This is a genomic window from Bacillus sp. FCW2, from assembly GCF_021228595.1.
Classification (GTDB): domain Bacteria; phylum Bacillota; class Bacilli; order Bacillales; family Bacillaceae; genus Bacillus; species Bacillus velezensis.
Window position 1 is genome coordinate 2,871,854 of sequence record NZ_CP089436.1, and the last position, 18,976, is coordinate 2,890,829.

19 protein-coding genes and 1 pseudogene are annotated in these 18,976 nt (G+C 47.1%); 15 read left to right on the top strand and 5 right to left on the bottom strand.

Annotated elements, in window-relative coordinates:
- Positions 1-17: 17 nt before the first annotated feature.
- Complete coding sequence (locus tag K3G25_RS14500) at positions 18-1,181, top strand: iron-containing alcohol dehydrogenase (RefSeq protein ID WP_014418746.1); 1,164 nt, start codon at positions 18-20, stop codon at positions 1,179-1,181.
- A gap of 86 nt (positions 1,182-1,267) precedes the next feature.
- Positions 1,268-2,440, top strand: coding sequence for an iron-containing alcohol dehydrogenase (locus K3G25_RS14505; protein WP_003152109.1), 1,173 nt, complete (start codon positions 1,268-1,270; stop codon positions 2,438-2,440).
- Between the two features lie 215 nt (positions 2,441-2,655).
- Here the strand turns inward: K3G25_RS14505 and ycaC are convergent, their stop codons facing one another.
- Both ycaC and K3G25_RS14515 read right to left on the bottom strand, forming a co-directional pair.
- Complete coding sequence (ycaC, locus tag K3G25_RS14510; protein ID WP_014418745.1) at positions 2,656-3,300, bottom strand: isochorismate family cysteine hydrolase YcaC; 645 nt, start codon at positions 3,298-3,300, stop codon at positions 2,656-2,658.
- A gap of 124 nt (positions 3,301-3,424) precedes the next feature.
- The gene (locus tag K3G25_RS14515; RefSeq protein ID WP_100261974.1) at positions 3,425-3,991 is read right to left on the bottom strand and encodes an NADPH-dependent FMN reductase; all 567 of its coding nucleotides are present in this window, start codon (positions 3,989-3,991) and stop codon (positions 3,425-3,427) included.
- 397 nt (positions 3,992-4,388) lie between these two features.
- Here K3G25_RS14515 and K3G25_RS14520 point away from each other — a divergent pair, with 397 nt between their 5' ends.
- From K3G25_RS14520 to K3G25_RS14530, 3 genes are all read left to right on the top strand, one after another.
- Positions 4,389-5,741, top strand: a complete 1,353-nt coding sequence (locus K3G25_RS14520) for a glucose-6-phosphate isomerase (protein WP_007408647.1) — start codon at positions 4,389-4,391, stop codon at positions 5,739-5,741.
- A gap of 65 nt (positions 5,742-5,806) precedes the next feature.
- Entirely contained in the window at positions 5,807-6,160 is a 354-nt protein-coding gene (locus K3G25_RS14525; RefSeq protein ID WP_015418089.1) for a hypothetical protein, read from the top strand.
- Between the two features lie 22 nt (positions 6,161-6,182).
- Complete coding sequence (locus K3G25_RS14530; protein WP_100261973.1) at positions 6,183-6,587, top strand: YugN-like family protein; 405 nt, start codon at positions 6,183-6,185, stop codon at positions 6,585-6,587.
- Here K3G25_RS14530 and K3G25_RS14535 read toward each other — a convergent pair.
- Both K3G25_RS14535 and K3G25_RS14540 read right to left on the bottom strand, forming a co-directional pair.
- A complete protein-coding gene (locus tag K3G25_RS14535) occupies positions 6,584-7,570 on the bottom strand; it encodes a potassium channel family protein (RefSeq protein WP_053285192.1) in 987 nt (328 codons plus the stop codon). The two genes, K3G25_RS14530 and K3G25_RS14535, sit on opposite strands and share 4 nt — an antisense overlap.
- Positions 7,567-7,821, bottom strand: a complete 255-nt coding sequence (locus K3G25_RS14540; RefSeq protein WP_003152123.1) for a protein mistic — start codon at positions 7,819-7,821, stop codon at positions 7,567-7,569. The genes K3G25_RS14535 and K3G25_RS14540 overlap by 4 nt, the downstream gene beginning before the upstream one ends.
- A 132-nt stretch (positions 7,822-7,953) precedes the next feature.
- On the opposite strand from K3G25_RS14540, the gene K3G25_RS14545 reads away from it, so the two are divergent.
- The 7 genes from K3G25_RS14545 to K3G25_RS14575 all read left to right on the top strand — a co-directional run bounded on the left by K3G25_RS14545 (position 7,954) and on the right by K3G25_RS14575 (position 13,867).
- Entirely contained in the window at positions 7,954-8,217 is a 264-nt protein-coding gene (locus K3G25_RS14545; protein ID WP_022553696.1) for a YuzI family membrane protein, read from the top strand.
- A 46-nt stretch (positions 8,218-8,263) separates the two neighbouring features.
- Positions 8,264-8,941 carry a zinc metallopeptidase gene (locus tag K3G25_RS14550; protein ID WP_003152125.1) on the top strand — a complete coding sequence of 226 codons (678 nt, stop codon included), beginning with the start codon at positions 8,264-8,266 and terminating at the stop codon, positions 8,939-8,941.
- 42 nt (positions 8,942-8,983) lie between these two features.
- Entirely contained in the window at positions 8,984-10,273 is a 1,290-nt protein-coding gene (locus K3G25_RS14555) for a hemolysin family protein (protein WP_007408640.1), read from the top strand.
- Positions 10,274-10,363: 90 nt separating this feature from the next.
- Positions 10,364-12,022 carry a glycoside hydrolase family 13 protein gene (locus tag K3G25_RS14560; RefSeq protein ID WP_232489363.1) on the top strand — a complete coding sequence of 553 codons (1,659 nt, stop codon included), beginning with the start codon at positions 10,364-10,366 and terminating at the stop codon, positions 12,020-12,022.
- Between the two features lie 121 nt (positions 12,023-12,143).
- Positions 12,144-12,566, top strand: coding sequence for a secondary thiamine-phosphate synthase enzyme YjbQ (locus K3G25_RS14565; protein WP_017419405.1), 423 nt, complete (start codon positions 12,144-12,146; stop codon positions 12,564-12,566).
- Positions 12,559-13,590 (top strand): nitronate monooxygenase, encoded by a 1,032-nt coding sequence (locus tag K3G25_RS14570; RefSeq protein ID WP_053285194.1) that lies wholly within the window; start codon positions 12,559-12,561, stop codon positions 13,588-13,590. The genes K3G25_RS14565 and K3G25_RS14570 overlap by 8 nt, the downstream gene beginning before the upstream one ends.
- A 25-nt stretch (positions 13,591-13,615) precedes the next feature.
- Positions 13,616-13,867 (top strand): hypothetical protein, encoded by a 252-nt coding sequence (locus K3G25_RS14575; RefSeq protein WP_014418736.1) that lies wholly within the window; start codon positions 13,616-13,618, stop codon positions 13,865-13,867.
- Positions 13,868-13,884: 17 nt separating this feature from the next.
- Here the strand turns inward: K3G25_RS14575 and K3G25_RS14580 are convergent, their stop codons facing one another.
- Positions 13,885-14,622 (bottom strand): protein-glutamine gamma-glutamyltransferase, encoded by a 738-nt coding sequence (locus K3G25_RS14580; RefSeq protein ID WP_053285195.1) that lies wholly within the window; start codon positions 14,620-14,622, stop codon positions 13,885-13,887.
- Between the two features lie 141 nt (positions 14,623-14,763).
- On the opposite strand from K3G25_RS14580, the pseudogene K3G25_RS20890 reads away from it, so the two are divergent.
- The 3 genes and pseudogenes from K3G25_RS20890 to K3G25_RS14590 form a co-directional block, all read left to right on the top strand.
- A pseudogene (locus tag K3G25_RS20890) lies at positions 14,764-15,804 on the top strand (cache domain-containing protein); the annotation flags it as partial.
- Between the two features lie 117 nt (positions 15,805-15,921).
- A complete protein-coding gene (locus K3G25_RS20895; RefSeq protein WP_370530897.1) occupies positions 15,922-16,749 on the top strand; it encodes a methyl-accepting chemotaxis protein in 828 nt (275 codons plus the stop codon).
- A gap of 184 nt (positions 16,750-16,933) precedes the next feature.
- Positions 16,934-18,922 carry a methyl-accepting chemotaxis protein gene (locus tag K3G25_RS14590; protein ID WP_021495349.1) on the top strand — a complete coding sequence of 663 codons (1,989 nt, stop codon included), beginning with the start codon at positions 16,934-16,936 and terminating at the stop codon, positions 18,920-18,922.
- Positions 18,923-18,976 lie beyond the last annotated feature (54 nt).

The window sequence follows — 18,976 nt, forward strand, 5'->3', positions numbered from 1 at the left end:
CCAAAGGAGGAGATGTCATGCAAAACTTTACATATTGGAATCCGACCAAATTGATTTTCGGAAAGGGAGAGGTCGAAAAACTTCCTGAAGAAATCAAGCCGTACGGAAAGAATGTACTGCTCGTATACGGGGGCGGCAGCATTAAGCGCAGCGGTCTTTATGATCAAGTAACCGAACTGCTGAAAAAAGCAGGAGTTACCGTACATGAATTGGCAGGCGTAGAGCCGAATCCGCGTGTCTCAACGGTGAACAAAGGTGTTGCGCTCTGTAAAGAAAACAGCATCGATTTCTTATTGGCCGTCGGCGGCGGAAGTGTCATTGACTGCACGAAAGCCATCGCGGCGGGCGCTAAATATGACGGCGACGCGTGGGATATCGTCACGAAAAAACACCAGCCGAAAGAAGCGCTGCCGTTCGGAACAGTGCTGACCCTTGCGGCAACCGGTTCGGAGATGAACTCCGGATCAGTCATCACAAACTGGGAGACACAAGAGAAATACGGATGGGGGAGCCCGCTCGTTTACCCTAAATTCTCTATTCTCGATCCGGTAAACACATTTACCGTTCCGAAAGACCACACCATTTACGGCATGGTCGATATGATGAGCCATGTGTTTGAACAATATTTCCACCACACGTCAAACACGCCGTATCAGGACCGGATGTGTGAATCGCTTCTGCGCACGGTGATTGAAACAGCGCCGAAGCTGATCAATGATCTGGAGAACTACGAGCTTCGTGAGACGATTTTATATACAGGCACGATCGCATTAAACGGAATGCTGTCAATGGGCGCAAGAGGGGATTGGGCCACACACAACATCGAGCATGCGGTATCAGCGGTTTACGATATACCGCACGCCGGAGGTTTAGCGATTCTGTTCCCGAACTGGATGAGACATGTGCTCAAAGAAAATCCGGCCCGCTTTAAACAGCTTGCCGTCCGTGTTTTCGATATAGACGAGACAGGCAGATCAGATGAAGAGATCGCACTTGAAGGAATCAGCAAGCTGTCTGATTTCTGGACGAGCCTCGGCGCTCCGAACAGACTCGCTGATTATGATATTTCTGATGAGAAGCTGGATACGATTGCAGATAAAGCGATGGCAAACGGAGCATTCGGACAGTTCAAGTCACTGCAGAAAGAAGACGTGCTTGCGATACTGAAAGCATCATTGTAATAACATAAAGGGGGCGGCCGGATTGGCAGCTCCTTTTTTTCTGTGTTATAGTAATTCCCTTACGATTTTTTTGGAGGTCATGATAAATGGAGAACTTTACTTACTACAATCCGACGAAACTGATTTTCGGAAAAGGTCAAATCGACCAATTGAAAAAAGAGCTGAAGCAATACGGGAAAAACGTGCTGCTTGTTTACGGAGGCGGCAGCATTAAGCGAAACGGCCTGTATGACCAAGTAACAGGCATCTTAAAAGAAGAAGGCGCAACCGTTCATGAGCTTGCGGGCGTTGAACCGAACCCGCGTCTGGAAACGGTAAATAAAGGAATTGAGCTGTGCAGACAGCATGAGATTGATTTCCTTCTCGCAGTCGGCGGCGGAAGTGTCATCGACTGTACAAAAGCGATTGCGGCCGGTGCGAAATATGACGGCGACGCATGGGACATTTACAGCAAAAAAGTAACGGCGCAGGACGCACTCCCGTTCGGCACGGTGCTGACGCTTGCGGCGACAGGCTCTGAAATGAACCCTGATTCCGTTATCACAAATTGGGAAACAAACGAAAAATTCGTATGGGGCAGCAATGTCACTCATCCGCGTTTCTCCATTTTAGATCCTGAGAATACTTTCAGCGTTCCGGAAAACCAAACCGTATACGGCATGGTGGATATGATGAGCCACGTATTTGAACAATACTTCCACAATGTTGAAAACACGCCGCTTCAGGACAGAATGTGTTTTGCGGTCCTTCAGACGGTAATTGAAACAGCACCGAAACTTTTGGAAGACCTTGAGAACTATAAGCACCGTGAAACGATTTTATACGCGGGTACGATCGCATTAAACGGCACGCTGCAAATGGGCTATTTCGGCGATTGGGCTTCCCATACGATGGAGCACGCCGTATCAGCGGTGTATGACATCCCTCACGCGGGAGGACTTGCGATTCTGTTCCCGAACTGGATGAGATACACGCTGGATACAAATGTAGACCGTTTTAAAAACCTGATGCTCAACATGTTTGACATTGATACTGAAGGCAAAACGGATAAAGAAATTGCGCTTGAAGGGATCGATAAATTGTCCGCGTTCTGGACAAGCCTCGGTGCACCGTCCCGCCTTGCGGATTATGACATCGGTGAAGACAAGCTTGAGCTGATCGCAGACATCGCCGCAAAAGAAATGGAATACGGCGGATTCGGCAATTTCCAAAAACTGAACAAAGATGACGTACTTGCCATCTTAAAGGCGTCACTGTAAGATACATTCCCGGCCGGGGTGAAGATGAAATAGATTTTCAAGCTGCAGATGTAATCACATGCTGCGGATTTGACTCCCTGTTTCTGTACATTTAGCAGAAAAGGATTAATTAACTTTGCGATTGCCGATCATCTATTTACACAAAATCTAAATCATGAAGAGCCTTGCTATACTTCGAATTTAAAAAAGGGGCGCTGATTCAATCAGCGCTCCTTTTATGCATTTTGTGTACTAAGGTCCCGCTGAGCCCCCATATAGCTTCCCATTAAGTTTTGATAACCGGGAAGATGACTGGAGATTAATGCGCCAAAACCTTCAACATCGTTGCGCCAATCACGCTGAAGCTCGCATGCTACGCTGAACCAGTTCATAAGCTGCGCGCCGCCATGAGCCATACGGGTTAGTGATGCATCTGCTACTTGCTTATTAAACGTCCCCGAAGCATCTGTCACAACAAACACTTCGTAGCCTGCTTTAATGGCAGAAAGCGCAGGAAAAGCAACGCAGACATCTGTAACTACACCTGCGATAATCAGCTGTTTTTTGCCAGTCGCTTCAATGGCTTTAACAAAGTCTTCATTGTCCCATGCATTAATTTGTCCGGGACGGGCTATTTTTGGCGCATCAGGAAAGAGATCAACGAGTTCTTGCATGAGCGGTCCGTTGGGTCCGTTTTCAAAGCTGGTTGTTAAAATAACCGGTAAATCAAAGAATTTAGCCGTATCACCGAGAGCCAATACATTGTTTTTAAATTCATCAACGCCATAGTCACGCACGAGACCGGAAATAAGGCCGGTTTGATGGTCAACTAAAAGCACGGCAGCATCATCTTTTGAAAGACGGGAATAAAGATCAGACATTTTATAATCCTCCTTGAATTAAGGCAAGTAAGTTTGTGAATTGAAAACGGTAAATCTATTCATATGCTGTATAGATAGAAAGTTATTTCTGAGGTGACTTTTCGTGAGGGTGATGATCCTTCAATTAATCTGGAACGGGAACCGGAGCATGATCAATCCAATGGATGAACTGTTGTAAATAGCGTTGAAGATAACATTTCGTTTGTTCATCCGTAAGTATGTTTTGAGCGGAATCAATTTTCTCATGGACTTGCGAAATCAGCATTTTTTGAAATGGCAAAACATTGACTTGCATAGCTTCGAGTACTTCTCTCATTTGCGTTTGACCAAAGGCAGTGCCGAACCCTCCGGGGGTTGCGCCGATTAAGCCAACCGGTTTTCTGTTTAAAACAGAAGAGGTCCGCGGTCTCGATGCCCAGTCCAATGCGTTTTTTAATACCCCCGGAATTCCGGAATTGTACTCTGGACTTACAATGATGACGCCGTCAACGTCTTGTATATCAGCTCTAAAGGATGTTACGGAGTCTGGTGCTCCGGCAATTTCTAAATCTTCGTTAAAAAAAGGAAGATTGTCTATTTCAACCCAACGAAATTGAGCCGCATTATCGAAGTCAAACAATGATTGAGCAATTGCTCGATTATACGAGTTTTTTCGTAAACTTCCGCAAATAAGACCAATGGTTTTAGTCATAAAATCACCTCCCGGTTTAAAATCACTTTCATCTTAACACGATACCCCAAATATAGACACTATTTTTAAAAATGGACATTTATGCCTTAATATGACTGCGCGGCAGCCTCTCAAGAGGAGTACTATATAAAAAGAACCGGCCCATCGGGATTGGCGATGGATGTCATCCTGCTCCAAAGTAAAGGTGATACGTTCCTGGATCATCAACATTCGATTCGTTACCCCTCTCACGATTATTACAAATATAACCATATCGAATCCGGGATATTGTATAAAAAATGAACGCATCTTTAGCGCAAATCCCGTATTCATCCGGCCTTCTTCATGACTTGATTTAGCGGGTGAGTTCATATAAAGTGAAAGAGAAAACAATTCACCGTGATGGAGGGACAAGCAAATGACGCATGTACGCTTTGATTACTCAAGAGCGTTACCTTTTTTCAATGAACATGAACTTACATACGCACGTGATTTCGTAAAAACGGCACACCATAATATCCATGAAAAAACAGGCGCCGGAAGCGACTTTTTAGGATGGGTGGACCTCCCTGAAAACTACGATAAAGAAGAATTCGCGCGCATTAAAAAAAGCGCTGAAAAAATCAAATCAGATTCAGACGTGCTTCTCGTCGTGGGTATCGGCGGTTCATACTTAGGCGCCCGCGCGGCGATTGAAGCGCTCAATCATTCTTTCTATAACGTCCTGCCGAAAGACAAGCGCAAAAACCCTCAAGTTATCTTTATCGGCAACAATATCAGCTCAACTTATATGAAAGATGTTATGGATCTTTTAGAAGACGCTGATTTCTCTATCAATGTCATTTCTAAATCAGGCACGACGACGGAACCTGCAATCGCTTTCCGGATTTTCCGCAAACTTCTTGAAGAAAAATACGGAAAAGAAGAAGCGAAAGCGCGGATTTACGCGACGACAGATAAAGAGCGCGGCGCTTTAAAAACGCTTTCTAATGAAGAAGGCTTCGAATCATTCGTTATTCCTGATGATGTCGGCGGACGTTTCTCCGTTCTGACTGCGGTAGGCCTTCTGCCGATTGCGGTAAGCGGGGCTGATATCGATGAAATGATGAAAGGCGCTCTTGATGCAAGCAAAGACTTTTCCAGCTCGGAATTAGAAGAGAACGCGGCTTACCAATACGCCGTCGTCCGCAACGTTCTGTATAATAAAGGAAGAACCATTGAAATGCTTATCAACTATGAGCCTGCGCTGCAATACTTTGCGGAATGGTGGAAGCAGCTCTTCGGCGAAAGTGAAGGAAAAGATGAAAAAGGCATCTATCCTTCTTCCGCTAACTTCTCAACAGACCTTCACTCTCTCGGTCAATACGTGCAGGAAGGCAGACGCGATCTGTTTGAAACTGTATTAAACGTTGAAAAACCGAAGCATGAGTTGACAATTGAAGAAGCGGAAAATGATCTCGACGGCTTAAATTACTTAGCCGGAAAAACGGTCGATTTCGTCAACAAAAAAGCGTTCGAAGGCACGATGCTTGCCCATACAGACGGAAAAGTGCCGAACTTAATTGTCAACATTCCGGAGCTTAATGCATATACATTTGGATATCTCGTCTATTTCTTTGAAAAAGCGGTGGCGATGAGCGGTTATCTGCTCGGAGTCAACCCGTTTGATCAGCCGGGTGTTGAAGCCTATAAGGTGAATATGTTCGCGCTTCTCGGCAAACCGGGCTTTGAAGAGAAAAAAGCAGAACTTGAAAAACGCCTTGAAAAATAAAAAGAAGGGCTGGCCCTCAGCATGACGGGTCAGCCTTTTTTAAACCGTGAAAGGTGTGTTGATGAATGATACGACTCTTATGTAAGCATGCCGTCATTTCCGTCTGTTCCGCCGCTATTGTCTATTCGGCACTAAAACTGTCTCCTGAATCCCTCTTACAAACCATCCTGTTTTTCGCTTTCCCTCTCGGCTTGTTTACGGACATGGTCCGGCTGAAACTGAAGATTGGCCGGATGCAGTCGCTGATCACGAAGTGCTGTCTCTATGCCGCCGTTTTCTATATTTCAACGGAAGCCGTTCTCTCCGCAATTGTGACGTATGTTCTGATTGAATGCGCCGTTATCTCTTTCCGGCGTCTGTCTGCCGCTCCCGATTCTTCCCGGGCGCCGTATGAAGATGCCGCAGAGCGGGGACGCTAAAGACAAAAAGGAGCATATGCACATGATCAGCATACCATCTTCACTTGAAGGGCAATCGTTTTTACTCCGCGAATTGGAACAGGTGATGAAACCGATCGGTTATACCATCGGAGGCGGCTGGGAGTATGACCGCGGGTTCTTTGATTACAAAATTTCCGATCAGGACGGCTATTTATTTCTCCGTATCCCTGTTGAAGCAAATAAGGGACACCTGGATGAACGGGGGGCCGCCGTTACAATCGGCACACCCTTTTTGCTGAGGCACGTCTATCAGCAGGCAACGGATGATCACGCAGGCGGCGGTGTTTTTGAGTCATTATTCAACCAATTCTCCGAGCCGAAACGGCGGGATGCGGCAATTGACCGCTCATATACAGATATCGGCATCTCGCTTGTGAAAGAGCTGGAAGACGTCCTGCTGCATTAAAGAGCCAAAAACAGATCAGTATCGAGCACCTTGTATGACAGGGGAGGGGTCAGCATCGGCCCCTCTTCTTTTTGTATGCCGATGATCGTGGTATTCCGTTTGAGATAATAGAGCGCACAGTCATGATAAGATGAGCCCTTTAATTCCCCGGGAACGGGAATGATGCGAACCTTTTTCTCCAGCGTCAGATCTGACAGCGTTTGCGGTTTGGCAAGCTGCAGCTTGACCCGGTAATGCTCAAACATCACCCGGCTCGACAGCCGTGATGTGCACAGAATCTTATTGGCTCCTGCGCGCTCGGCGTTTTTGACATACCGTTCCGTTAAAATTTCCACGATACAATAAACGGACGGATGCAGCCCTTTGATGGCGAGAAGCGTTAATACCGACAGCATATCAGCTTCGGATTCATTTTTCTGCTGATCCGCTGTCAGAATGACGGTATCGGCTTCCGTAATATTCGCCTTATTGAGCGTGCTGTCATCAGCGGCATGTCCGCGGATGAAATGGACGTTTTCAATAAGCGGCCCTTCCCTTAATGAATCATCAATCAGGACGACAGTTTTTGACGGCGCGATGTGCTGCAGTTCTTTCAGCAGCATATGCGATTTCTCATTCCATCCGATAAGAATGACGTGCCCCTTGCCTTTAAAAGCGACCTTCCCTTCGACATAGCGGTGCTGTTTGCTGAATACGGCTGAAGAAAGCGTGGCGAAATAGGCGGTCACAAAACTCGCTCCGCTTAATACAAGCACCATGCCGGCAATCTGCCCGAGCGGCGTCTGGGGAACGTAATCGCCGTAGCCGACCGTGGCCACCGTAATAACCGCCCACCAAACCCCTTCAAACACAGACGTGAATTGCTTCGGTTCAAGCATGTAAATGAGTTGGCCGAACAATAAAATCAAGGCGATAATGATCAGCCCGATCCGAACATATAACGGCCATCTCAGCCAGGAAATAAAAATACGGTTTGATTTCATTCGTCCGGCTCTTCTTTCGACAGAGAGATGGATAAAATCTGCTTAATAATGGTGTTTAGTTTTTCGTCCAGCTGTTCCTGGCCGTATGAGTCACGCGCATGTCTGATTAAATCGGCCGTCTCATCTTCAAACTGAATGAGAGGCTCGTCGTTTTCCGATTCATTATAGAGCTGGATAAAGGCGTCAAGCCCCTCGTTCATTCTGTCTATCGCATTGCTCAGCTGTTCTTTCTCGCCATTTGTCACTTTCATGTCGATCACACCTGTATCTTTTTTTATACAGTATGTCCCAGTTCGTTTGATGTCTTTCAAAAATCGCCGAAAACATATTCACCCTTATTTTTTCATATGATAAAGAAAGCGGACCGAAAAAGGGTGAGTCAAATGACAGTCATTCAAAAACTGCTGGCGGCGCTGGCCGGAGCGCAGCTGCTCGCTTCGGCGGCCGTATTGCTTATTTTCGATTTGAATGGACACAATCATATGTCCGGCGGATTTTCATGGCTTGTTTTTGCAAAAGAGACCGCAGGCACGTTTCCGTTTTACATCGGATTGGCCGGGTGTATCCTCATCATGCTCGGAGGATTGATTCCTGTCAGAAAAAAGAAGCGGATTTCTGTACAGGAAAGCGGACAATCATTAAAATAATATATAAGCAGATCGTACGATATAAGAGAAAAAGGAAGAGGATAATATGCTGTTTATCTTTTTAACAATTGCTGCATTGGGATTGTCGTTTTGGGCACAATTTAAAGTGAAAAGCAATTTTCAGAAATACTCAGACGTAGAAGCTTCCAGTCAGCGGACGGGGGCGGAAACGGCAAGACGGATTCTTGATATTAACGGTTTATATGATGTGCCGGTAGAACCGGTAAGAGGCACTTTAACAGACCATTACGACCCGACGGAGCGGGTGGTGCGTTTATCTGAGCCGGTATATTACGGCCGCTCCATTTCCGCCATTTCCGTCGCTTCCCATGAAGTCGGACATGCTTTGCAGCATCAGGAATCATACGGCGCGCTTGTGCTGAGGCACAAAATTTTTCCGGTCGTCAATTTTGCCTCCGGGGTTGCCCCTCTGCTTTTCTTGGGCGGGATGCTCCTGGGCAGCTTGAACTTAATCGGACTCGGCATTATTTTGTTTTCGGCCGCTGTTTTTTTCCAGCTTGTCACACTGCCTGTCGAGTTTAATGCCAGCGCGAGGGCGAAGCGGATTATCGTGTCGGAAGGATTCATTCGCAACAGTGAAGAACACGGCGTGAATAAAGTGCTGAACGCCGCCGCGCTGACGTATGTGGCTGCGGCGCTCGTTTCATTATTCGAGCTGCTTCGTTTTGTGATGATTTTCTTAAATGGTCGTGATGAGAATTAACACGAAGGAGGTGGCCCCTTACCGTTTGCGGTAGGGGTTTTTTTGCTTATATTAAAACTGATTCTCATTATGCTGTTAATCGGATTAACGGCCATCTTTGTCGCTGCGGAATTTGCGATTGTCAAAATCCGCGGTTCAAAAATTGCGGAGCTGGTTGAAACCGGAGACAGCCGGGCGCTCGCGGCGCACAGGGTGATTTCAAATCTCGATGAATATTTATCAGCGTGCCAGCTCGGCATTACGATTACGGCGCTCGGACTCGGCTGGCTCGGTGAACCGACGATTCAGCGGCTTCTTCATCCTGTTTTCAGCCTGATCGGAATGCCGTCATCTATTACGCACGTCGTCACGTTTATTGCGGCGTTTATCGCCGTCACGTATCTGCACGTCGTCATCGGAGAGCTTGCGCCGAAAACGATATCCATTCAAAAAGCCGAAGCCGTCAGTCTGTGGACGGCGAAACCGCTCATTCTGTTTTATAAAGTGATGTATCCGTTTATTAAGCTGTTAAACGGCTCAGCCGGATTTTTGGTCAAGCTGTTCGGTTTTCATTCGGTGAAAGAACATGAGGTCGTGGTCAGTGAAGAAGAATTGCGGCTGATTTTGTCCGAAAGCTATAAAAAAGGTCAAATCAATCAATCTGAATTCCGTTACGTCAATAAGATATTTGAATTCGATAACCGGGTCGCCAGAGAAATCATGGTGCCGCGCACCGAAATCGCCGCCATCTCGCTTGAACAGTCAGTTGACGAAGCCATACATTTGATCATCAACGAACGGTATACGCGATATCCGGTTATTAAGGAAGACAAAGATCACATTCTCGGCATTATTAACAATAAGGATTTATTTAAAGCGTATTTTCTCGGCCGCTCCATTGAATTAAAAGAAATTATGCGTCCGGTCATCAGAGTCATTGAAAGCATCCCCGTTCAGGAGCTTTTGATCCGCATGCAGAAGGAGCGGATTCATATGGCGATTCTTGTTGACGAATACGGCGGCACGGCGGGGCTTGTGACCGTCGAAGACATATTGGAGGAAATCGTCGGGGAAATCCGTGATGAATATGACCAGGATGAAATGCCCCACATCGTCAAAAAAGGCGAACACCACTATGTGATGGACGGCAAGGCGCTCATAGAAGAGGTGAATGATCTTCTTGATATCGCCATCGAAAATGAAGACATTGACACGATTGCCGGCTGGCTCTTAACACAAAAAATGGAGCTGAAAAATGGTGATGTGTTTCATGCCGAAGGGTGTGAATTTAAGGTGCTGGAAGCGGAAGACCATCATATCCGCTTCGTTGAAATTAAAAAAACTGATTTCTGAGCCTCCTGCTTTTGCAATGAGGCTTTTTTTTATGGAAAAAATGTTTCTTCGTCCCGCTCCTTCATATGATGTAAAGAAAGGAGTGTCGGTATGAAAACGGATTGGTGGAAAACGGCGGCCGTCTATCAAATTTATCCCCGAAGCTTTATGGATTCGAACGGGGACGGAATCGGCGACATTAACGGCATCAGAGCAAAGCTTCATTACATAAAAGAGTTGGGGGCGGATGTGATCTGGCTTTGTCCCGTTTTTGACTCGCCGGGCGCGGACAACGGCTACGATATTCGGAATTATAAACAAATTGCCGGCGAATTCGGGACGATGGAGGATTTTGACCGGCTCCTTGCGGATGTCCATGCGCTCGGCATGAAGCTGATTATAGACCTCGTCATCAACCATACAAGCGATGAGCACCCTTGGTTTATCGAATCACGCTCAGCGAAAGATTCCGAAAAACGGAACTGGTACATCTGGAGAGACGGAAAAAACGGCAAAGAGCCGAACAATTGGGAAAGCATTTTCGGCGGATCGGCGTGGGAATATGACCAAGAGACCGGCCAGTATTACCTGCACCTGTTTGACAAAAAACAGCCTGATTTAAATTGGGAAAACGAAGCGATGAGGCAGTCCGTTTATGAGATGGTCCGCTGGTGGCTTGATAAGGGCATAGACGGCTTCCGGGTGGATGCCATTTCTCACATTAAGAAAAAAGAAGGGCTCCCTGACATGCCGAATCCGGACGGTCTCCCATACGTCCCATCTTTCCCGTATCATATGAATGGGGAAGGCATAATGGATCTCTTAAAAGAGCTGAAACGGGAAACATTTTCGCGCTATCCGATCATGACGGTCGGCGAGGCGAACGGAGTGGCGGCTTGGGAGGCGGCTGATTGGGCCGGTGAAGAAAACGGCGTCTTTCAAATGATTTTTCAATTTGAACATCTCGGCCTCTGGGATACGGAAGATGATCAAAGCATTTCCATTCCGGCGCTTAAGCGCGTCTTGTCCGGCTGGCAGAACAGTCTTGAAGGAAAGGGCTGGAACGCGTTGTTTATGGAGAACCACGATCAGCCCCGTTCCGTCTCGGTATGGGGTGACGAACGGTTTTTGACAGAAAGCGCCAAGGCACTCGCCGCGATGTATATGCTGATGAAAGGCACGCCGTTTATTTACCAGGGGCAGGAGCTCGGAATGACCAATGTTTCGTTTCCATCCATTGAAGATTATGATGACGCCGCAATGAAATATCTGTATGAAAAAGAGACGTCCCGCGGCGTTCCGCATGAAAAAGTGATGAAGATCATCTGGAAGAAGGGCCGGGATAATTCACGGACACCGATGCAATGGAGCGGTGAGGCGAACGGCGGGTTTTCTGATGCTTCTCCGTGGCTCGGAGTGAATCCGAACCACACATGGCTGAATGCTGCATCACAAATGCAGGATGAAACATCCGTATACCATTTCTACAAACGGCTGCTCGCCCTCAGAAAAGAACACGGTGTATTGATCAGCGGCACATATGAATTGCTGCTTCCGAATGACCGGCAGATTTATGCCTATCTAAGAAAAAACGGAACAAAAACCGCCCTGATCATCACAAATCTGTCCCGAACCCCCGCTTTATACAGGCATCCCGGTTATCCGCTTGACTCCGATTCTCTCGTGCTTGCAAACGCGGAGACAGAAGCGCACCGCCATGTGACATCCTTTCTTTTAAAGCCTTATGAGGCCCGCGTATATATATGGTGAAAAACTTCAGTCCCGAGGCTGAAGTTTTTTGTGATCTGCGTTTATCATCGCGATCCGACAGGAAAAGACAAATACAGAAACGAATATGGGAAAGGAAGAGAAAAAGAAAGGAGGCATTTATATGCTGAAAAAATTGCAGATTCAAACAAACAGACGGGATGAAATGATCGACATCACACATGAAGCTGAAGCGTTTCTCCGCAAAACAGGCGTAAAAAACGGTTTGGCGCTCATATACTGTCCCCATACAACCGCCGGCATTACCATAAATGAAAATGCCGATCCGGATGTGAAGAGGGATATGCTCAGAAGGTTTGATGAAATGTATCCGTGGGAGCACGAACTGGACCGGCATATGGAGGGAAATACGGCGGCACATATGAAAGCGAGTACAACCGGCGCCTCCCAGCATGTCATCATAGAAGACGGGCGCCTGATACTCGGAACATGGCAGGGCGTTTATTTTTGCGAATTTGACGGTCCGCGAAACAGAACCTGTTATATCAAAATACAGGCTGAAACGGAGGAAAACACAAATGAGTGAGTGGATGAGTGCATTATCATTAACAAAGCCCGTCATTCAGGCGCCGATGGCCGGCGGGCTGGTCACGCCGCGTCTGGCTTCGGCGGTATCAAATGAAGGGGCGCTCGGAAGCCTCGCTTCAGGATACGTCAGCCCGCAAGCGCTTGAAAAACAGCTTATCGAGATGAAAGAGCTGACGGACCGCTCCTTTCAAGTAAATCTTTTCGTCCCGGAAGAAAGGCAGATGCCTGAGGCGGAACTTGTTGAAAAATGGAAATCCCGCATCCCGAGGGCAAATGACGCCAAGCCGTTCTCTGATTTGAAAGAAGAATGGAATGATTTCGAGGAAAAAGCGGAGCTTCTGATCCGTTACGGAGTCAAAGCGTGTTCATTCACCTTCGGCCTGCCGCCGGAAGAAACGGCGGAAAAGCTGAAGAAAAGCGGTTGTTTCCTTTTCGGCACGGCGACAACGCCGGAGGAAGCGAAGGCCTTTGAAGAACGGGGGATGGACGCCGTTATCCTTCAGGGAATAGAAGCCGGCGGACATCGCGGGTCGTTTCTGCCGGTTAAAGGAGAACCGGCTCTCGGCCTTATGGCGCTGATTCCGCAGGCTAAAGACGCGCTGAATATCCCGGTCATTGCGGCAGGCGGCATTTTTGACCGCCGCGGCGTGCAGGCGGCCCGATGTTTGGGTGCAGACGGCGTTCAAGTAGGAACACCGTTTCTCCTTTGTGAAGAAAGCAGCGCCTCACCGGCATATCAAAAAGCGATTGCCGAATCAAAAGGAGCCGACACGCGGCTGACCACCCTGTTTTCGGGAAAACAGGCGCGGGGAATCGTGAATCAGTTCATGAAAACATATGAGGCTGACGAGGGAAATACGCTGCCTTATCCGCTGCATAATACGCTGACAAAGCCGATGCGCGGGCACGCGGCTCAATCAGGAGACGCGGAGTATATGTCTTTATGGGCCGGCCAGTCCGCCGCGAAACTTGAAGGGCCGACAGACGTGAAAACCGTTTTGGACGGATTGTGCGAATCATAATCCAGAAATCGTGAGGTGATGGATGATGAAGATTCTTCAAATGTCCTACAAAAAAAGAGGGACTATTGAGTTTGTCTTTGAAGATTTTCCGCATTCCAAAGTCACCATGGCGCCGATTAAAGGGTATTACTTTGTCCGCGCCATTAAATGGAGCCGACGGGACAGAGCCGTCACCCGACATGATTTAGAGAAGTTTGAATGGGCTGCAAACCAAGCGCTCGGCACGACGGCTTTTTACCGGAAAAGAAAAGCATTCCGCATCCCATCGTCAAAATGACAGACGATGGGATTGTTTTAATGCATGATCTGATAAAGCGCGGGTGCATCAAGCCTTGTTGCCTGGTTAAGCAGATAAGCCGGCTGCACGGCATTTTTTTTTCTTAAAGAATTCAATCTCTGGATGATTTGTTCAGCCGTCAGAATCCCGAGACCGTGGGCGAAATATTGATCATTCCCCATCACAATGACATTCTCTCCCCGCCACTGAGCCTTTGCAGGATTAAAATCAGGATTTTTAAAATATAAACAATCTCCCCGTAAAAAGTGGCTGCCGGTTTCCGTGTAGATCGGCAGATGCTCGTAGTGCCAGTCATACAAAGTGATATCCCGGAAACGCCGGTTAAACCGTTCTTCACCCATTGTCTTTAAGACGGCCAGATAATAAATCACAACAATGGCGGTAGCGCATTCAAATGCGTAAAACGCCCCGTTTTCAATAATGTCCCGAATCGCTTTTGAAGCGGGGATTCTGTACTTCAGCTCCAAGGCTCCTTCCGGCGTCACTCTCCAATAAGCCGTATTTCCGTATGTTTTGGCGAAAGTTGCAAATTTCACACCTGATCCGTGCAGTTCTCTTGCGGCTTCCACAATATGGCGGCGCAGCCGCACCTCGAACATCAGTTCCGCAATCGACCCGTAATCGAACTGTACGGGAGAATTGAGCAGTTCATTTATATACGGAACAAGGCTTTCTTCCGTCTGCCAGTTCGCGATGTCCTGAGGCCGAAGCACTTGGCCGGATATGATAATCATCTGCGCGCCCCCTATCTTTTTTTATAAGATATGCAGGAAGCTTGGGCAATGAAAATCAAGTCATAAAAAAGGAGGAAATGTTAACAAAATGTGAAGACTGAGCCGATATATAAGGTATCACACTCGAGGGAGCAGCTTAATATGAAAAAATTCATCAATTGGTGCACAAAGGCATCGATTTCACGTAAATTAATCATTTCATTTATCGTGATCTTAATCATACCGATTCTCGTGTTAGAATTCAGTTCATACCATACGGCGAGCAATTCGCTGGATGATCAGATTTCAGGCAACGCGAAAAATAACATCGAATCTTTTAACACAACGATTACAAATGATATCGGCGCAAAAGCAAAGGCGATTGAATTTTTCAGTGAAACGTTAAAAGGGTCATCCTTCTCAAAGAAAAACATGTCTGCTCTTGAAGAAAAGTTCGGGCAATACACGTCTATTCATAAGGACGTAGCCCGCATTTACGGAGGAACGGAAGACGGCAGCTACGCACAGGCGCCGAAGGAGAATACTCCGGCCGATTACGATCCGAGAACACGCACTTGGTATAAAGACGCTGTGAAGGCCGGCGGCACGCTCGTTGTCACCGACCCTTACACCGCGGCAAGCGACGGCAGGATGGTCGTCACCGTGGCAAAGCAGATGCAGGACGGAACAGGCGTAGTGGCCATGGATATTACGATTGACCAGCTGCTGAAGCAGATGCAGGGAATCAAAATCGGGCAAAAAGGCTTCGTGTTTATCACGTCCAAAAATAAAACCTATGTCGCGCATAAAGACCACAAACCGGGCGATAAAGTTTCAACCCCGTGGCTGAATGAGGTATACAGCAAAGACAGCGGCATTATTTCATACAAGCTCGATGATCAAAATAAAAAAATGGCGTTTACGACAAATAAACTGACCGGATGGAAAATAGAAGGGAGCATGGAGCTCAACGAAATTAAAGACGCCTCACAACCGGTGCTGACGATGGGAATGATCGTCCTTGCAGCATCCATTATCATCGGGGGCATTTTAATTCTGTTGATTGTCAGATCCATTACGTCACCGCTGAAACGGCTTGTCCGCTCTTCTAAACAAATCAGCGGCGGAGACTTGACCGAAACCATTGATATCCGCTCGAAAGATGAATTGGGCGAACTCGGCGCGAGCTTTAATGAAATGGGAGAATCTCTGCGCGGACTGATCAGCGCGATCCAAAACTCTGTCGACAACGTGGCCGCGTCATCGGAAGAGCTGACCGCTTCAGCTTCGCAGACAAGCAAAGCGACGGAACATATTACAATGGCGATTGAGCAGTTTTCAAACGGAAACGAAGAGCAAAGCGAAAAAGTCGATTCAAGCTCAGCCAAGCTGAATCATATAAATGACGGACTCGCCGCCGTTTCCCGCACATCATCATCCATTACGGAAGCATCTAAACAATCGAAGGAAGCTGCCGGCACCGGGGAAGAATATGTGCAGCAAACAGTCGGGCAGATGAATCTCATCAATCAATCGGTCCAGCAGGCGGAAGCGGTTGTAAAAGGCCTTGAGGCCAAATCAAAAGACATCACTCATATTTTAAGAGTCATCAACGGCATTGCCGATCAGACAAACCTGCTTGCGTTAAATGCAGCCATTGAAGCGGCAAGAGCCGGTGAATACGGGCGGGGCTTCTCAGTGGTAGCCGAAGAAGTGCGCAAGCTTGCCGTCCAATCTGCCGGTTCTGCCAAAGAGATTGAAAAACTCATTCAGGAAATCACGGCTGAGATTAATACATCGCTTCACATGTTCACCTCCGTTAATGAAGAAGTTCAATCAGGACTTGCCGTAACGGACCGCACGAAAGAAAGCTTCCAGAATATCTTCGGCATGACAAACGATATCGCCGAGAAGCTTCAATCGATGAACGGCACGGTTGAACAGCTGTCAGACAGCTCCCAGCACGTTTCAGCCGCGGTGACGGATATTGCGGACGTATCTAGGGAAAGCGCAGCAAGCATTCAGGATATTGCCGCATCTGCAGAAGAACAGCTTGCATCAATGGAAGAAATCAGCACATCAGCCGATACTTTGGCGCAAATGGCCGAAGAACTGCGGGAATTAACGAAACAATTTAAAATCAACTAGTAAAAAAGGACGCTTTCCGGATGGAAGGCGTCCTTTTTTATACTGACAGCCGGATAATTAAATAAAAAGTCTTGCATACAAAGAGAGTACATAGAACTATTTTTCATTTATGACTTCATTTTCAATGTAATAAAAAGGGAGTCGGCCGATATAAACAGTAAATGATTGAAAGAGGTTTACAAAATTGAAAAAAACAGCAAAAAAAATCGCCAGAAAATCAATAGCCAAAAAACTTATCATTTCATTTTTACTGATCTTAATTATTCCGGTAGCAGTATTGGCTGCCGGCGCCTACCGTTCGGCGGCTTCATCCGTTGAAAAGCAAATGATGGAAAGCGCCGAAGGAAATGTGCAAATCTTAAACAATATGATTGATGACCGGATCGGAATGTTTACAAAAAGCTCAGCATATTTCAGCGAATGGGCGACAAGCGCTAAATTTAAAGAAAAAAACCAAACGGAAATGCAAGAAAGGTTCAAGCAGTTTATTGAAAGCAATGATAAAGCGTCCGCCGTATTTTCAAGCAGCAAGGAAGGAACGTTTACCCGTTATCCGCATGCCGATATGCCGGCCGATTTCAATCCGCTTGAAAGAAGCTGGTATCAGGAAGCCATGGAGAATAAAGGCCAAACCATCATCACAGACCCTTATGAGTCCATCTCAAACAAAAAGATGGTCGTCACCATGGCCCGCGCGGCGCAAGACGGATCAGGCGTCGTCGCCATTGATATAAAAATCGACGATCTCATCACGATGACAAAAGAAGTGAACATCGGAAAAGAAGGATACGCCTTTATCCTCAGCAAAAATAAAAAAGCCGTTGCCTACAGTGATGAAAAAGCCGGCTCGGCGGTATCGGGAAAATGGGTTGATACATTATACAGCGGGCAAAAAGGCGTCTATGAATATACGCTGAACGGGAAAGCGAAAAAAATGGCGTACGTGACCAATGAAGCGACGGGCTGGAAGATCAGCGGAACCATGTCCGTGGATGAAATCAAAGATGCGGCAAGACCGGTTCTGACTCTGGCCGTTATCATATTGGCGATAGCCATTGCCGCAGGGATGATTTTCATTTATTTTGTCATCCGCTCAATTACCAAACCGTTAAAACATCTCGTAGCTTCAGCGGAAAAAATCAGCAGCGGAGATCTGACGGAAACCATTGATGTCAGCTCTCAAGATGAGCTCGGCGTGCTCGGTAAAAGTTTTAATCATATGACAGATTCACTCCGTTCGCTTATTCAAGGAATTCAGGACTCTGTTGAACATGTCGCTTCTTCCTCAGAGGAGCTGACGGCTTCGGCTGAGCAGACGAGCAAAGCAACGGAACATATCACCCTTGCGATTGAACAGTTTTCTAATGGAACGGAAGACCAAAGTGAGAGTATTGATAAAGCGACCGCCCAAGTGAATGAGATGAAAGACGGGCTCAGCGATCTGGCGGAAGCGGCAGCCGTGGTGACGGAAACTTCAATTGAATCGGCGGAGATATCCGGCACCGGTGAGCGGCTTGTCAAGAAAACAGCCGGCCAGATGGGCGCCATTGACCAATCCGTAAGCAAAGCGGAGCAAGTCGTACAAGGGCTTGAACTCAAATCGCAGGACATCAACAGCATTTTGCGCGTCATTAACGGCATTGCCGATCAAACGAATCTCCTTGCTTTAAATGCAGCCATTGAAGCGGCAAGAGCGGGAGAATACGGACGCGGTTTTTCAGTCGTTGCCGAAGAAGTGAGAAAGCTTGCCGTCCAATCCGCCGATTCAGCGAAAGAAATCGAATCCTTAATTCATGAAATCGTCAAAGAAATTCATACTTCGCTCGGAATGCTGGAATCCGTCAATCACGAGGTGAAAAGCGGACTTCAGTTAACGGACGAAACGGAAAAAAGCTTCCGGGACATTTCCGTTAAAACAAATCAGATTGCCGGTGAACTGCAAAATATGAATGCAACCGTGGAACAGCTTTCTGCCGGATCTCAGGAAGTATCAAACGCTTCAGAGGATATCGCGGCCGTCTCCAGACAAAGCGCGGCCGGCATTCAGGACATCGCGGCTTCAGCTGAAGAGCAGCTTGCGTCCATGGAGGAAATCAGTTCCTCCGCCGTCACGCTGGAAAAAATGGCGGAAGAATTACGCGAACTGACAAAGCGTTTTAAGATAAACTCTTAATTGAGTCTAAAAGGCTAATTAACAATAGGTAAAAAGTATGTTTCGTTATATTTC

Coding starts and splice junctions, on each gene's coding strand:
- K3G25_RS14505 (WP_003152109.1), top strand. CDS start 1,268: ATGGAGAACTTTACTTACTACAATCCGACGAAACTGATTTTCGGAAAA.
- K3G25_RS14565 (WP_017419405.1), top strand. CDS start 12,144: ATGCTGAAAAAATTGCAGATTCAAACAAACAGACGGGATGAAATGATC.
- K3G25_RS20895 (WP_370530897.1), top strand. CDS start 15,922: ATGGCGATTGAGCAGTTTTCAAACGGAAACGAAGAGCAAAGCGAAAAA.
- K3G25_RS14545 (WP_022553696.1), top strand. CDS start 7,954: ATGACAGTCATTCAAAAACTGCTGGCGGCGCTGGCCGGAGCGCAGCTG.
- ycaC (WP_014418745.1), bottom strand. CDS start 3,300: ATGTCTGATCTTTATTCCCGTCTTTCAAAAGATGATGCTGCCGTGCTT.
- K3G25_RS14580 (WP_053285195.1), bottom strand. CDS start 14,622: ATGATTATCATATCCGGCCAAGTGCTTCGGCCTCAGGACATCGCGAAC.
- K3G25_RS14550 (WP_003152125.1), top strand. CDS start 8,264: ATGCTGTTTATCTTTTTAACAATTGCTGCATTGGGATTGTCGTTTTGG.
- K3G25_RS14560 (WP_232489363.1), top strand. CDS start 10,364: ATGAAAACGGATTGGTGGAAAACGGCGGCCGTCTATCAAATTTATCCC.
- K3G25_RS14570 (WP_053285194.1), top strand. CDS start 12,559: ATGAGTGAGTGGATGAGTGCATTATCATTAACAAAGCCCGTCATTCAG.
- K3G25_RS14500 (WP_014418746.1), top strand. CDS start 18: ATGCAAAACTTTACATATTGGAATCCGACCAAATTGATTTTCGGAAAG.
- K3G25_RS14515 (WP_100261974.1), bottom strand. CDS start 3,991: ATGACTAAAACCATTGGTCTTATTTGCGGAAGTTTACGAAAAAACTCG.
- K3G25_RS14520 (WP_007408647.1), top strand. CDS start 4,389: ATGACGCATGTACGCTTTGATTACTCAAGAGCGTTACCTTTTTTCAAT.
- K3G25_RS14575 (WP_014418736.1), top strand. CDS start 13,616: ATGAAGATTCTTCAAATGTCCTACAAAAAAAGAGGGACTATTGAGTTT.
- K3G25_RS14525 (WP_015418089.1), top strand. CDS start 5,807: ATGATACGACTCTTATGTAAGCATGCCGTCATTTCCGTCTGTTCCGCC.
- K3G25_RS14535 (WP_053285192.1), bottom strand. CDS start 7,570: ATGAAATCAAACCGTATTTTTATTTCCTGGCTGAGATGGCCGTTATAT.
- K3G25_RS14540 (WP_003152123.1), bottom strand. CDS start 7,821: ATGAAAGTGACAAATGGCGAGAAAGAACAGCTGAGCAATGCGATAGAC.
- K3G25_RS14530 (WP_100261973.1), top strand. CDS start 6,183: ATGATCAGCATACCATCTTCACTTGAAGGGCAATCGTTTTTACTCCGC.